The organism is Paenibacillus sp. PK1-4R, assembly GCF_030369595.1.
In the GTDB taxonomy this organism is placed as follows: domain Bacteria; phylum Bacillota; class Bacilli; order Paenibacillales; family Paenibacillaceae; genus Paenibacillus.
Map to the genome: position 1 here is coordinate 5,629,084 of NZ_CP126535.1, position 14,423 is coordinate 5,643,506.

The window sequence follows — 14,423 nt, forward strand, 5'->3', positions numbered from 1 at the left end:
CAGGACACTTCTGACTGTTCCATCCAATATCATGTGCGGACTGCACGCCGAACCCGAGGATCAATGTACGAATACGAGATATCCACCAGCAAGTTCAAGACGACATAGATAATTGAGGTAAAAAAGACGACACCTTGCACCACTGGCAGATCCTTGGCCATTAGCGCATCTGCAATAATTCGGCCGATTCCTTGTCTGGAGAAAACGGTCTCCACCACCACGGTTCCAGCAAGCAGATCACCGATCAGCATGCCGATTACCGTTACTGCAGGAATAAGCGCATTACGCAGTGCATGACCATACATGATGGCACGTTCCGAAAGTCCTTTGGCCCGTAATGCCACGATAAACGGTTCATTGATCACTTCCAGCATGCTGTTACGCACCATCCGTACGATAAACCCTGCACCCACAAGACCCAGTGTGGCAGCCGGAAGAACCAGTGAGCTGAATCCGTCGGAACCCATCGCCGGGAACCAGCCAAGCTGTACTGAAAATAACAGGATGAGCAGTATCCCCGTCCAGAAGGTTGGCATGGAAATGCCGAACAGTCCAACGAGCCGGGCGACGAAATCAATCACGCCATTGCGATGGATCGCAGACAGTACACCAAGTGTAATTCCAATCGTGATGGCAATGATTGAACTGAGTGCGGTCAAAGCCAGTGTCGCTGGAAAATGTTCCAGTATTTTTGGCAAAACCGGATCCGAATTGATCATCGATTTACCGAAATCCCCACGCAGCATATCACCAAAATAGTTCGCAAACTGGATGTAAAACGGCTGATCCAGTCCAAGCTGAACCCGCAGATTCTCGATCATCTCCGGGGTAGCCGAGGACGGGTCCAGCATGAGTAGAACTGGATCACCCGGCAGGAGATACATGATGCAGTACACCAGCACCGAAGCTCCGAAAATAACCAGAAGCGATGTTGCGAGTCGTGACAGTATCGTTTGAACCATACCGGGATATCTCCTTCCTGAATCTGGATTGGTCGTTCCTGTTAGGGCTGAATGCGAACGTCGTTAAAGAGTGGATACCCCAGTGAATCAAACTTGATGCCTTCGACCTTTTTGGATGCTGCGACGGTGTACGGGAATACATAGATCGGCAGAATTACCGCTTGCTCAATCAGATATTGTTGAATCTGATTGTAGATCTCGACACGTTTATCCGCGTCACTCTCCACGGCTCCCTGCTCTAACAGTTCATCGATCTTCGGATCAGACAAACCGGATAAGGTCGGACGCTGGCCCTCTGCACTCGTATGATAGAAAGCGTACAAGGCATTTGGATCAGAATTGACCTGACTGTTGCCATAGAGATCATAATCCCAGTTCTGATAGATAACCGTTGCCACGTCTTTTGTAATTTCTACTTCAACAGCGATACCAACCTGTTTCAACTGCTGCTGGATAATGGCGGCGATGTCATTACGTTTCTCGCGATTGGGCGAACCATCTACATAACGCAGGGTCAGTTTCTGGCCGTCTTTTGCACGAATACCGTCAGCGCCTTTCACCCAGCCTTGTTCATCGAGCAGCTGATTGGCTTTATTGATGTCCGGGTTGATGCTTCCTTCCAGCGATGCATCATAACCCAGAATTCCAGGAGACAGTGCAGACCACGCACGTTCGTAGTTGCCCAGATACAATGTTTTGACAATCGATTCAACATCTACAGCGGATTGTACTGCCTGCCTTACTTTCACATCATCCCAAGGCGCTTTGCGCAGATTGAAGAAGAGTGTGTACGGCAGTCCAACCGTATTGGCCTGTAACAATTGCTGGTTCGGATCGTTTTTTAATGCAGCGATATTCTGCGGTGGAACCGTCTCGGCAGCGAGTACCTGATTACTCTGTACACTTCCGATGCGCGTCGCTTCTTCCGGTACAATCTTGAATGTGATCGTATCCACATGGGGCGCGGCTTTATTTTCAACCGTCTCAGGTCCCCAGTTGTAATCCTTGTTTTTGGCAACGACGATATCCGCATTTTCATCCCATTTCACAAAGGTATACGGACCTGTTCCCACCGGATTTTTACCCAGCTGGTCACCATATTTTTGAGCAGCTGTTGGGGATACGATCCCCAGAAGCGCCTGGCTTAAGTTACCGAGAAAGGCTTGCGATGGTGATTCCAGATTTACCTTGATGGTATATTCATCAATGACTTCGGAGGAGCTATACGGTCTAATCAGGGCCAGAGAATTGGCAGCTTTGGTGGCCGGATCGATCACCCGGTCCAGATTGTATTTCACGGCTTCCGCATTAAAAGGTGTACCATCATGGAACTTCACGCCTTCACGCAGCTTGAACGTATAACTCTTGCCGTCCTCGGATACGCTCCATTCCGTGGCGAGCCAAGGTTTGATGGAACCATCAGGCAGCTGCACGACCAGATTGTCGTAGATCGTTCGGATGGCACGTACTGTTACGGCAAGCCCACTGCGATGAGGGTCAAGCGTATCCGGTGAAGTCGCGAGTGCAAAAGTCAGGTTGCCTCCTTCAGCTTGCCCGGCCTGATCCCCGCCCGAAGCCTGTGCTGCACCGTTCGTACTGCCTCCCGCCGCTCCACAACCGGATAATACCATCACCAATACTGCTGCCAATGCCATATATTTCATCCATGAGATAGACCTGTTCATATCGCTTCCCCCTCTGTGTATACAGGTGTCATTAAATTGATGTTTATACCAATACTCTATATATCCTATGAGTTAAGTTGGTTTTAAGATAGTGTGAATCGTAGTAATTGCTTTTTTTACGGTTGGAGAAAACAGCAGACAAAATCAGATACTCGTTCGCTCCCTATCCGTCATGCCAAATCAGATACAACTTGCTTCTTCGCAGCCGTATAACGGTTAACCGGAATCTGTACCCCAAGATTCCCCCGCAATGTATCGTGTTCATAGTCCGTACGATACAGACCGCGTTCTTGCAGAATTGGAACAACCAGTTCCACAAAATCAGACAATCCACTTGGCAGCTCAGAAGCAATAATGAAACCATCTGCTGCTTCCGTCTCAAACCATTCCTGAATCTTGTCAGCGACCTGCTCTGGTGTGCCCAGGAATTTGCTGCGTGGTGTTGCTGCCCGCAGAGCCACTTCACGCAAGGTCAATCCCTGCTCTTTGGCATCCTTCTTGATCTTGTCGGTTCCACTGCGGAAACTGTTGCTTCCAGTGCCATTCAGCTCCGGGAACGGTTCATCCAGCGGATATTGGGAGAAATCATGGTGTTCGAAGAAACGTCCCAGATAATCCAGCGCTTTATCAATGGTAACCAGGCTCGCAATCTCCTGATATTTCTGTTCCGCTTCCTCTTCGGTCTGTCCAACAATGGGATTGATGCCTGGCAGAATAACAATATCCTGTGCAGAACGTCCATAGGAGGCCGCCCGTGTTTTGACATCCTTATAGAATGCCTGTGCATCTTCAATCGTATCGTGTCCGGTAAAGACAGCATCCGCTTCTTGCGCCGCCAGCGTTTTGCCATCTTCCGATGAACCTGCCTGGAATATCACCGGCTGTCCTTGCCGTGAACGGGCAATGTTGAGCGGCCCTTGTACGGAGAAAAACTCTCCTTCATGATTAAGCGTGTGCAGCTTGGATGGATCGAAGAATACGCCGCTCTCTTTGTCTCTTACAAAGGCATCATCTTCCCAAGAGTCCCACAACCCTTTGGTTACCTGTAAATATTCTGCGGCAATGCGATAACGTTCCGGATGCGAAGGGTGACTGCTCTTACTATAGTTCTTCGCTGTACCTTCCAGCGGAGAAGTCACAACGTTCCAGCCTGCACGGCCATCGCTGATCTGATCGAGGGAACCGAACTGTCTGGCTACGGTGAACGGATCACTATAGGATGTTGAGAGGGTACCCACCAGTCCAATGCGTGAAGTAACGGCAGCCAAAGCGGAGAGGATACTGATTGGTTCGAAGCGATTCAGGAAATGCGGAATGGATTTCTCGGTAATATATAGACCGTCTGCGATAAAAACAAGATCGAACTTGCCTTCCTCCGCTTTCAGTGCCTGACGTTTGTAGAATCCAAAGTTAACGCTGGCATCCGACAGAACCTCCGGGTGTCTCCATGTGGTGTTGCTTCCTCCAACCCCATGAATAATGGCTCCAAATTTCAAACTGCGTTTCGCTGTCATATGCACTCCGCCTTCCTTGGATTAGAATCTTCAAAAGAATGATCAAGGGCCAACTGAACTGATTACGTATGCGAAATAACTTAAAAGTTAACTATTCCTATGAGTTTGGTTTGTTTTAATTTCACAAATCTTATCACTGCCCCGTAAAAGGGTCAACAGCGTGACTAATAGATTTTTTCTATATGAACATTGAAGATGTAAATAAGACCATTTACATCCCAAGTGAGCCATAACTTATGAACGTTCCAGCTGCTGTACAAATGCGATCTTGCATCATGCAACAGCCGGAACGGCTTGCTTCAAAGGTATATATTAACTCCCGTTAGACTGCTGTCGCTTCGTCCGTTCGTGCCAGAAGTTCCGCCAGCTTCTCCAGATCAGGTTCCAGCAAGGCTTCAAATTTGCCGTCCCCTCCCACTTCAATAACGGGTACATGCCGAATGCCATATTTTGCTTCAAGCACATCACGCAACACGTCATTTCCCTGCACTTCAATGTTCTCAAAAGGCTGGTTTCGCTCTGTCAGAAATGCTTTCACTTCCCCGCAGAAATGACAGCCTGTTTTGCTCCACAGCACGACTTTTTTGGTTGATGATGACATCGACATACCTCCTGATTGGTTTTAAGATCAAGGTCTGGGTGATTAACTATGAACGCCCTAGACCTTCAATTCCCATCTGTTAAATAAGAATTATGGCTCTAAATGTACTCCTGCGCCCTTCCTGCGTCAATGGATCTGCTAATAGAATAAACCTATAACCAAATAGAAAGATTAAATTATAAATTTGAAAGATGGCTTATTTTACAAGATTGAATCGCTCTGCTTCAGTAGTCTAGCTAACAACTCATATGTAATATTCGGATGCGGAATGAATCAGAGCGATTACACAGGGTACCGCTACATTTTCCATTCCGCATCATACTGCTAATCTGGATAAACAGATCGCCCGACATTACAGATCTGGGTTCAAGAGCTGAGGTGGGGCAATAATGGGCCATCCTTCTTCCATCGAATCCAGTTGGTCTGCAGACACGCTGACAATATGCCCAGAATGTACACCCCAACGTTCTGATGCATAGACCGAAACAAATCGTCTCCGCTTGTCTCCGCTGATCTGATATCGAATCTCGGGTGCATCCACTGCGGCAACAATACTTCCTTCTGCCCAGCCATTGTGAGAACCATGAACCGCTGTCATATGCGCCTGTTGTGATTCCCTCGGCCATCCTTGCACGTCCCCCGCTGATATCAGTGCTTCTCCGGCAGGAATGGCGAGCAGGTCCGGCTTGGCAACCTGAACAGGTGATATTCCACGCGGTACAGGGATGTTCAGCTTACGCCGCCGACCGCCGGTTAAAGTATAGACATCACCTTTGGCATCGGACAGGAACGAACCTTCCGGGTAGAAGTCATAACTGTGTCTGAACTGTAATGCTGGATCTTGGCTACCCTGCGTTGAGATTCGCTGACGCGGATCCATTGGGTTTGTGTCACCATCCTCTTGTTGACCGGATGGGGTACCAGAGGTTTGTTGTCTAGCCAAGCGAGAGGTTTCGGCAACCAGCGCATGGGGATCTCCCCACTTTTGGCTATAAAACTGCTCGTTATCCTTATTCACTACAGCAAAGTCTTGCTCACCCAAGGCTTTCATACTGACACTTCCGAAGTGGTGGATAAAAGCATCCCCGGCTACCGCAAGCTGGTATCCTGCCAGCTTCACCCGGATGATCCAGTCATCATCTTCGAAATTGCCCACCGCGTACCCTTCGTCCAGATAACCTACCCGTTCCAGCAGCTCCCGTGAGAACAACCAGCAGAACCCGACCAGGCGATCGGTTATTCGATGTTTGTCTGCATCCGGACGATTATGTGTGGCTGCAAAAGACCACATCTCTTCTACCTCACGGTACGGAACCTGAATCTGCTGATCCCCGCCAATATAGTTGGTCACCGGACCCACCACACCAATCTTCGGATCACTGGCAAGACAAGTCATCATGTTATCCAGCCAGCCTGGAGTAACGAGCGTATCGTTGTTCAGCACGATGATATGTCGACCTCTCGCCATCATCAGCCCATGATTGACACCTCCGGCAAACCCCCGGTTCTTATCCAGGGCAGCCACCCTCACCATGCCGCCTTTGCGGAGCATGGCCTCGGCAGTTCCATCCTTGGAGGCATTATCCACGACAATGATCTCGAAGGGGGCAGGGGTATGCTTTTCGATACTGGACACACATTTCAGCACATACTCCCGCTGATTGTACGTGGGGATAATAATGCTAACTCCTTCAAAAACAAGACCAAACGAGCTCTGTCCCTGGCGGACACCTTCGTTGTATCCTCTGGTATACCCCTGTTTGTAGAGCCTCGCGCCTTTGGCTGTGCGCCTGCTTTTGCCTTTACGTCTGGATTTCCGCATTGAGCGACGACCTGCTGCATGCAGGACTGCCATATCAGATCGCGAGACATCGTGCTGTGTGGCACGACGGGCCGCTTTTTTTTCATTGCTTATGCTGCCATTCCGGTTGTTTTCACTGCGGCTGTTGTCACTGCGAGTGCTGATATTTGGAATGATGTTCAGATGACTGTGACCCTTTCGACGGACGACGTTTCGAGCCTTAACCTTGTTGCTGCGGCTATGACGTTCTTCCCCGCGCTGTTGATCGGGTGTGCTCATGTTGCTCCCTCCATTTCCACTTGTCCGTGAGGCCAACACGCACATAACCAGCCCCCGGACGGTCCACTAGAGTTGAAGCTCTCCTGTTACCAGTTTGTCGGCCAAATGTCCAAAATCCAGAGCGACCTTGCCGAGTTCACCTGCAATTCGCCGACACAGAATGACCGCCGGAATTCCCGCCGCCACCAACGCGATATCAAAAGCATGTTCTGCGGTTTGTTGCATCACCCTCGGTATATCCATAACTCCTGCTACAGAACCAATGATGCCTGTGACATGAATCCCCCGGTTATGCAGCAGTGCCGCAAGCTCTGGTGCCTGGCTGCCTATGAGCAGAACCCGCCGTCCTTGCAGCAAGGGCAACACCAGGCCGGACTGATGCAGACTGTAATTGATCGTGGAACTGGTCAATTTCAGCCGGGACCAGTCGATCCCGAAGTGGCGCAATACCGGGAATAACAGCCCCTGGAATGTCGGCGCCCGCGAGATCGGCACGCCAACCCAGTCGGCGGCCTGTATGGCTTCCGCAAGCATCGCGCGGATGTCGGGGGTTGAGCATGACACCCCTGCATAGGGCAGAAACGGTGCCAGCTCCTGCACTTCCTGGCCTGGCAGCACCGTATCGGCTGCCAGCGTGAGCAGTTCGCCATCTCCGAGGCGAACGACAGACAAGGGGCGCTGTGCATCCAGCGCCGCCGTGATGTGTCCAGCCATCTCATGCGGGCTGGACAGCCGGGTCAGGCTGGGCGCGTATTGGCGGAATCCCGCCGCGATCAGATCTGCCGCCGCCACGGCAGGCAGAATGTGATCCGGCGGGATGTGCTGCGCCACCAGCGCCTCCCCGCCGGCGAATACGCCGTCGCGGTAGCCCTCGGCGTAACCGCCGGGCACGGCCTCCGCCTGCACTGCGTGCTCCGCGGGCGGAGGCGGCAAACCCTTCGCGCTGCCCGCCTTCGCGCCGGCAGCGCCTCCCCGCCCTGCGGGGGCGACACCCTTCGGGTGTGTCGCCTGGCGCGGGGCGGGGCCAGCACCGCTGGCAGGCATCGCCTGTGGCGTGCTGGCTTGCGGTGCTGGCATGGGCGCACGGCGCATCGCCGTGCGCTGCTTGGCGCGGGCAGCGGCACGCCGGCCCCGTGCTGATGCAGGCCTACGCCAAGCAGTGGCCTTGCGCAGACCGGCTTTGCCTTTGCCGGTGCGGCTGGCTTTTGCCGCTTTGCTCGTGCTCGCAGAGCCAGCTTTGCCTGCTCTGCCAACAACACTGCCTGTGCTGCTCGCTTTCCTTGCACGGACCTTATGCGATGCGCCGGCAGATGTACCCGCTTTGGTCAGGGTACTACGTTTCCCTGACTTCACACCTCTGACTCCAGCAGACCCTGTATCTGCTGCTGCCGGAGTGCCACTGCCCATAAATACGGCCGGGTGGATGCCCCGGGGTTTACCTGACACGGTGGCCCTAGCAGCCCCGTTGCGTGTCACTACTCTCACGCCGTTCCCTCCTTTGGCATGCACGAGGATTGTCGCTGCGCAAAGCGCCGGAGCATCCTTCCAGCTCCGGCGCAGAGTGTTCTGCTCCCATGGGGCACCGCACAGCGGCAGCATCAGTCGCATATATTTTAGGGCAATTGTCCTTTCATACGGACAGCTGCTTCCTGAAGGGATTCAAATGTACCTGCATCACTCCAGTATTTCTGCAAAATGTCGTATTCCAGCCCTCCAGCAGATGCGTAGTGATTATTCACATCCGTAATTTCAAGTTCTCCGCGCGCAGACGGCGCAATGTTGCGAATCAGGTTAAATACATGATCGTCATACATGTATATGCCCGTCACACAATAAGAGGTTTTCGGCTGGCTTGGCTTCTCCTCAATGTACGAGATTCGCTCTGGATGCTTTGGATCAAAAACAGGCACCCCGTAACGTCGTGCATCATCCACCTCTTTGAGCAGAACTCGCGCTGTACCAGCAGGCTGCTGCATGTAACGGTCCACATAAGGCTTCAGATCATCGCTGAAGAGATTATCACCGAGAAGCACTACAAATTTTTCGCCAGGAAGAATAAAGGAAGTTGCCAGGTCCAATGCTTCTGCAATCCCGCCTGCCTTTTCCTGAATGCGATAAGTCAACTTCACCCCATGATCCGCTCCGCCACCAAGATACTCTGTGTATAAGCCGGCGGAATGTTTGTTGATCACAATCAATAGTTCATCAATGCCTGCCTGGCGGAGCCTGTCGATGCCATACATAATCATCGGATGTTTACCGACTGGAAGCAGATGTTTGTTAATGAGCCGGGTCAGCGGATACAGTCTAGTTCCTGTTCCGCCGGCAAGAATTACACCTTTCATTCCACGTTCCCTCCTTCATCGGATATGTCCATATATTCAAGCGGATCGACATGCCATTTGTTCATAAAAATCGAACGATTACGCTCAAGCAGCTGTTTCCACGCTACCGGATCTGTCTTCTGGAAGCTGGCACTTCCCTGATGATGCACGAGAACATCTCCACATACCAGCAGGCGATATCCCTGCAATCTTGCTCTATAACAATAATCGTCATCCTCATAGTGTCCCGGAGAATATGCCTCGTCAAGCAGTCCAACCGATTCCACGACATCTCGTTTCATCAGCATGCACAGACCAACGATCCGGCGTACTTCCCTCCACCTTGAAGAATCCGCAATATTATTGGAATTGGCCAACTCCTGAAAATGTTCCATATCCCGAAACTGCAGTTCAATCTGCTGGATGCCGCTTGCATAATTCGTAACAGGACCCGTGATCCCAATACTTGCGTCACTGTACAGAGCCGTTCGCAGGTTCTCCAACCAACGGGGCGTGACCGTAACATCATTGTTCAACAGCAACAGCTCATCCCCGCAAGCTGCACGAAGTCCAGCGTTACACGCTGCCGGAAACCCCCGATTGTCCGGGAACCTTACAAATCGAATTCGCTCCAGCGCACAATATTCAGCCGTTCCATCCGTCGAACCGTTATCTACCACGATAATTTCATATGACGCAGGATCGCCCGAGTATTGACGTATGGCATCGATGCAGGGCCTGATCAGATCCAGACCATTGTAAGTTGGGATAATCATACTCGTCAGTGTCATTAGGCGTTCCTCCTGTAAGCCACTTCTACACGGGAGAGTGTATGTGCCTGGGCTGGATTCCAACCTGTACCCAGCAATGTAGCCAGTGCCTCCAGATGATCTCCGATGATCAATTTGGCGACATCATTCCCACTTCCCGTGTTACCAGGACGCAACCGATTGGAACGAATAACATCCACCTGACTTGGTGCCGAGACGTTCATTCCATGCTGAATAGCTAGACTTTGTGCCTTAGGTGGAACGGCCAGTGATGCTGGCTTCACGGTCTGAATCATACGACGAGATAATGCATGAGGCACGGCTGTCATGGAATTGGAACCAAGATCTGCCCTGCCTAATGTTCGGTTCAGATATGCTTTGATCCGGCTTACCTCATCCTGCCCGGCAAACGCAGGAAGCAAAGACGTCAGATTATTCAACGCCACATCCTGTCCCTGATCAACCGCGAACAGAAAGGGTGCAAGCTGTTCAGCCGAGACGACCATATCTCCATCCACAAAAAGTACCGTCTCCGCATCCGTCATCTTGGCTCCAAGTGCCCGGCCCACATCATGTCCTGCCCGATCCGGTTCATAGATTACTGTAAGTCCCGGCTGCCTTAGTACCTGCTTCAAACTGTCATCTGTCGTTCCATTCAGTACCACAATAATATCCGTCAGAGGCAACCGCTTTAGTTGCAATAACATCTGCCCCAGTGTGTGTTCCTCATTACAGGCACAGACAACGGCAGCAGCCGAATGACGAAGAGGTAGCGGCACGATCTGGAATGAATGTCCCGAGGCCTGAGTATAACCCTGCATAAATGCCTTACCTGCCTTCAGAGCTAGCTCGAAGTTGTTTAGCTCCCCAACGTTCGCCGCGTGTGCATTCCACACGAGACGTGCGTGTTTTTCTGATACTGTGTTGTTTGCCTTTGCCTCGCTTCCTGCAACTTGCCCCGCTTTCCACATCAAGTGCAGATCTACTTGGCCAGACTTTACTCGGCTTCTTCTTGTTTTTTGAATATCTACATGTTTCTTGTTCCTAAGACGCTTGTTCATTACTGTTCTTCCTGCTGTCGTTTGTCTATTTGCTGTCCGCCTGCGGCGGACAACCCCTGAACGTCCCTTCATTTCCTCACCTCCAGCATGCTGCATCATCCGATGCGACATGCTTACCTCGCCAAGTTGCGAACACGTTTCAGATCGGTATAACCTCCGCGAGGACCGAGCGTATCCGTAATCCACTTAATCGCTGCCATATGATCATTGAGTACCACTTGACTTAGCGGATCAGCTCCGCTTCGCTTTTTGATTCGTACTGCATTCATTCTACCCACAGGTACGTGATGAACAGCGCGTACCCGAAGTCCGCCGATCACTGCCTTGGCTTGTGCGAGTGGCGGAACTTCCAGTGAGGATATCCCTATGACCTCAAGTCCTTTTCGGCTTATTGCATGTGGAATAGCTGTCATAGATGCCCCCCGGAGATCGGATCTTGCGAGTATGCTGTTCAACATGTGTTTGGCCTCCACTACCGGATGAACGGGATGATGAGTGACCGGCCCATGGTAGTCGTTAAGCGCCACATCCGTTCCCTTCAGCACAGCCTTCACGTAAGGTGCAAGGTGCTCTGCGGGAATTGCGATATCGGCATCAGTAAATAACAATACCTGACCGCGCGCCTCCGCTGCGCCTACTTTTCGTCCTCCATCATGCCCCAGCGCTTCTGCATACGTGAGCACTCGTGCTCCAGCCCGTTTGGCTGCTTTAGCCGTACCATCTGTTGAACCATTCACAACGACAAGCACTTCAGCATCACGGCATATCCGCAGCGCTTCACGTACAACTGCACCAATCTTTTTCTCCTCATTCATAGCAGGGATAATGACCGAGAGTATCGGTCGCTGAGAAACATCCCTGTGTGAAGGAGCATCACTCATGCCATTTTCCGCTCCATTCTCTACTCTATCCTCAGCCTGTGACATCAGCTGTTTGGATGGAATAACGAACGTATAGGCCTTTGTACCCTTTTTGTGTCCAGACTTCCATCTTCGTTTCTTCAGCACTGTTTTTCTTCGTGTCACATTGGATCGGGTTGCATAACGTGCTGTGGTACGGGTTTTGCGCAACAGTTTCACCTCCCGCATTCGATCATCGGCATGCCAAGGGAGTACACGTTATTCTATGTATTCGTGGAGCAGTGGAAACGGCGTTTGTCCTTGCACTAAGCAGGTTCTCTCTGTGATCACGAGGGTACAGGCCTTGCTTTTAGACAAAATACGTCAAAATATGTGAAAAACGCTACCTCTCCCCTACTTCAGACACAATTTTAGCAAAAATCTAAATTTGTATCTTTTCCAAAGTTTTACATTGTGATAATATACGTTCCAAGCAGTTTTATTTACAAAAATAACCTTGTGGTGAACATAAGTTCCCATATATTTTTTAAATCAATTTATTGACCTTAGGTTGATTAGATTATGACCTCATTCGCAGAACCTGTAAGCAGATACATTTTACTCTTGAGAGGAGTGATGCCGTTCAGAACACACTGCCTTTGTCATTTACGCAAACCCGGATTGAACACCCCAGTTTTCCGTGAACGTATCTTCTACCTGCGCAATTGGACAACCCCCGGCTTTCTGAAAGAGGAACACAATAGACGATTAAACCTTCGGGCTGAACTGAATAAACGGTTATCCTTTTCGTTTGGTGTCGTGCTTAACACTTCCCGAGCTAAGGCCAAGCCAATTTTGTTCCAATCGTTTCTTGTCTCATTCCACGCTTCAGGTTCAGCCCCACGCTCCGCGCTGCCCAAGTTGCAGACGGAATTCCAACCGAGACTGGCATGAACATTTTCCAACCAAAAAATAAGTTTAAGAATGGGAGAGTTTACTATGAAATTCGCTAAAGTTATGCCAACAATTCTTGGAGGAGCTCTTTTGCTCGCTTCCGTATCCTCTGCTACTGCAGCTCCAGTGTCTGATCAATCCATTCCACTTCAGGCCCCTTATGCCTCTGAGGAGGGTATTCCATTGAACAGTGGAACAGATGACACCATCTTTAATTATCTTGGACAGCAGGAACAATTCCTGAATTCCGATGTGAAATCCCAGCTCAAAATTGTCAAAAGAAACACAGATACATCTGGTGTAAGACACTTCCGCCTGAAACAGTATATTAAAGGTATCCCGGTTTATGGTGCAGAACAGACGGTCCACCTGGACAAAACCGGAGCCGTGAGCTCCGCACTTGGCGATCTTCCACCGATTGAAGAGCAGGCCATTCCGAATGATGGTGTAGCCGAGATCAGCGGAGAAGATGCGATCCGTATTGCAACCGAAGAAGCAACCTCCCGGATTGGAGAGCTTGGTGCCGCGGAAATCACACCTCAAGCTGAATTGAACATCTATCATCATGAAGAAGATGGTCAGACGTATCTGGTTTACATTACGGAAGTAAACGTACTGGAACCAACCCCTCTACGGACCAAATATTTCATTAACGCAGTGGATGGCAGTATCGTATCCCAGTTTGACCTCATTAACTTCGCCACCGGAACAGGTACAGGTGTGCTTGGAGATACCAAAACCCTGACAACCACCCAATCCGGCAGCACCTTCCAACTGAAAGACACCACTCGCGGCAATGGCATCCAAACGTACACGGCGAACAATGGCTCCTCACTGCCTGGTAGCTTGCTCACAGATTCGGATAATGTATGGACCGATCGTGCAGGTGTAGATGCTCACGCTCATGCGGCTGCTACGTATGATTTCTACAAAAACAAATTCAACCGTAACGGTATTAATGGTAACGGATTGTTGATCAGATCAACCGTGCACTACGGCTCCAATTACAATAACGCCTTCTGGAACGGGGCACAGATTGTCTTTGGTGACGGAGATGGAACGACGTTCCGATCCCTGTCAGGTGATCTGGATGTTGTGGGCCATGAATTGACACATGGTGTTATTGAATATACAGCCAATCTGGAATATCGCAATGAACCAGGTGCACTCAACGAAGCCTTTGCCGATATTTTCGGTAATACGATCCAAAACAAAAACTGGCTGCTCGGTGATGATATCTACACACCTAACATTCCAGGAGATGCGCTGCGCTCCCTCTCCAACCCTACATTGTATGGTCAACCTGACAAATACAGCGATCGCTACACAGGCACACAGGACAACGGCGGTGTTCATATCAACAGCGGTATCATCAACAAAGCCTATTACCTTGCTGCTCAAGGCGGAACACATAATGGTGTGACTGTTACCGGAATCGGCCGGGATAAAGCGATTCAAATTTTCTACAGCACACTGGTGAACTACCTGACACCAACGTCCAAATTTGCCGCTGCCAAAACAGCTACCATCCAAGCAGCCAAAGATCTGTACGGAGCGAATTCTGCTGAAGCTACTGCCATTACCAAAGCGTATCAAGCTGTAGGCCTGTAAAATCTTACTTTATCGTGATTGA

At 50.5% G+C, this 14,423-nt stretch carries 11 protein-coding genes; 1 reads left to right on the plus strand and 10 read right to left on the minus strand.

The genetic code is table 11. From position 1 onward, the window contains the following. Positions 1-29: 29 nt before the first annotated feature. The 10 genes from QNO02_RS24495 to QNO02_RS24540 form a co-directional block, all read right to left on the minus strand. A complete protein-coding gene (locus QNO02_RS24495) occupies positions 30-962 on the minus strand; it encodes an ABC transporter permease (RefSeq protein WP_036605816.1) in 933 nt (310 codons plus the stop codon). Between the two features lie 41 nt (positions 963-1,003). Next, positions 1,004-2,647: an ABC transporter substrate-binding protein gene (locus QNO02_RS24500; protein WP_289390293.1), complete on the minus strand. Its 1,644-nt coding sequence runs from the start codon at positions 2,645-2,647 to the stop codon at positions 1,004-1,006. 170 nt (positions 2,648-2,817) lie between these two features. Then, on the minus strand, positions 2,818-4,161 hold the full coding sequence (locus QNO02_RS24505; RefSeq protein WP_289390294.1) for an LLM class flavin-dependent oxidoreductase: 1,344 nt from the start codon (positions 4,159-4,161) through the stop codon (positions 2,818-2,820). Positions 4,162-4,483: 322 nt separating this feature from the next. Then, positions 4,484-4,762 carry a glutaredoxin family protein gene (locus QNO02_RS24510; protein WP_091037789.1) on the minus strand — a complete coding sequence of 93 codons (279 nt, stop codon included), beginning with the start codon at positions 4,760-4,762 and terminating at the stop codon, positions 4,484-4,486. Between the two features lie 352 nt (positions 4,763-5,114). Further along, the gene (locus QNO02_RS24515) at positions 5,115-6,842 is read right to left on the minus strand and encodes a glycosyltransferase family 2 protein (RefSeq protein ID WP_289390295.1); all 1,728 of its coding nucleotides are present in this window, start codon (positions 6,840-6,842) and stop codon (positions 5,115-5,117) included. A 66-nt stretch (positions 6,843-6,908) separates the two neighbouring features. After that, complete coding sequence (locus QNO02_RS24520) at positions 6,909-7,748, minus strand: GT-D fold domain-containing protein (protein WP_289390296.1); 840 nt, start codon at positions 7,746-7,748, stop codon at positions 6,909-6,911. 707 nt (positions 7,749-8,455) lie between these two features. Next, positions 8,456-9,187 (minus strand): sugar phosphate nucleotidyltransferase, encoded by a 732-nt coding sequence (locus QNO02_RS24525; protein ID WP_036605812.1) that lies wholly within the window; start codon positions 9,185-9,187, stop codon positions 8,456-8,458. Then, a complete protein-coding gene (locus QNO02_RS24530; protein ID WP_091037791.1) occupies positions 9,184-9,957 on the minus strand; it encodes a glycosyltransferase family 2 protein in 774 nt (257 codons plus the stop codon). The genes QNO02_RS24525 and QNO02_RS24530 overlap by 4 nt, the downstream gene beginning before the upstream one ends. Further along, positions 9,957-11,069: a glycosyltransferase family 2 protein gene (locus QNO02_RS24535; protein WP_289390297.1), complete on the minus strand. Its 1,113-nt coding sequence runs from the start codon at positions 11,067-11,069 to the stop codon at positions 9,957-9,959. The genes QNO02_RS24530 and QNO02_RS24535 overlap by 1 nt, the downstream gene beginning before the upstream one ends. Before the next feature lie 41 nt (positions 11,070-11,110). After that, positions 11,111-12,067 carry a glycosyltransferase family 2 protein gene (locus QNO02_RS24540; protein ID WP_091037795.1) on the minus strand — a complete coding sequence of 319 codons (957 nt, stop codon included), beginning with the start codon at positions 12,065-12,067 and terminating at the stop codon, positions 11,111-11,113. 768 nt (positions 12,068-12,835) lie between these two features. Here QNO02_RS24540 and QNO02_RS24545 point away from each other — a divergent pair. Beyond that, on the plus strand, positions 12,836-14,401 hold the full coding sequence (locus QNO02_RS24545; protein ID WP_289390298.1) for a M4 family metallopeptidase: 1,566 nt from the start codon (positions 12,836-12,838) through the stop codon (positions 14,399-14,401). Positions 14,402-14,423 lie beyond the last annotated feature (22 nt).

What these genes read in the sequence shown, in the direction of transcription:
- QNO02_RS24495 (WP_036605816.1), bottom strand. Translation starts at nt 962, where the DNA reads ATGGTTCAAACGATACTGTCACGACTCGCAACATCGCTTCTGGTTATT.
- QNO02_RS24500 (WP_289390293.1), bottom strand. Translation starts at nt 2,647, where the DNA reads ATGAACAGGTCTATCTCATGGATGAAATATATGGCATTGGCAGCAGTA.
- QNO02_RS24505 (WP_289390294.1), bottom strand. Translation starts at nt 4,161, where the DNA reads ATGACAGCGAAACGCAGTTTGAAATTTGGAGCCATTATTCATGGGGTT.
- QNO02_RS24510 (WP_091037789.1), bottom strand. Translation starts at nt 4,762, where the DNA reads ATGTCATCATCAACCAAAAAAGTCGTGCTGTGGAGCAAAACAGGCTGT.
- QNO02_RS24515 (WP_289390295.1), bottom strand. Translation starts at nt 6,842, where the DNA reads ATGAGCACACCCGATCAACAGCGCGGGGAAGAACGTCATAGCCGCAGC.
- QNO02_RS24525 (WP_036605812.1), bottom strand. Translation starts at nt 9,187, where the DNA reads ATGAAAGGTGTAATTCTTGCCGGCGGAACAGGAACTAGACTGTATCCG.
- QNO02_RS24530 (WP_091037791.1), bottom strand. Translation starts at nt 9,957, where the DNA reads ATGACACTGACGAGTATGATTATCCCAACTTACAATGGTCTGGATCTG.
- QNO02_RS24535 (WP_289390297.1), bottom strand. Translation starts at nt 11,069, where the DNA reads ATGAAGGGACGTTCAGGGGTTGTCCGCCGCAGGCGGACAGCAAATAGA.
- QNO02_RS24545 (WP_289390298.1), top strand. Translation starts at nt 12,836, where the DNA reads ATGAAATTCGCTAAAGTTATGCCAACAATTCTTGGAGGAGCTCTTTTG.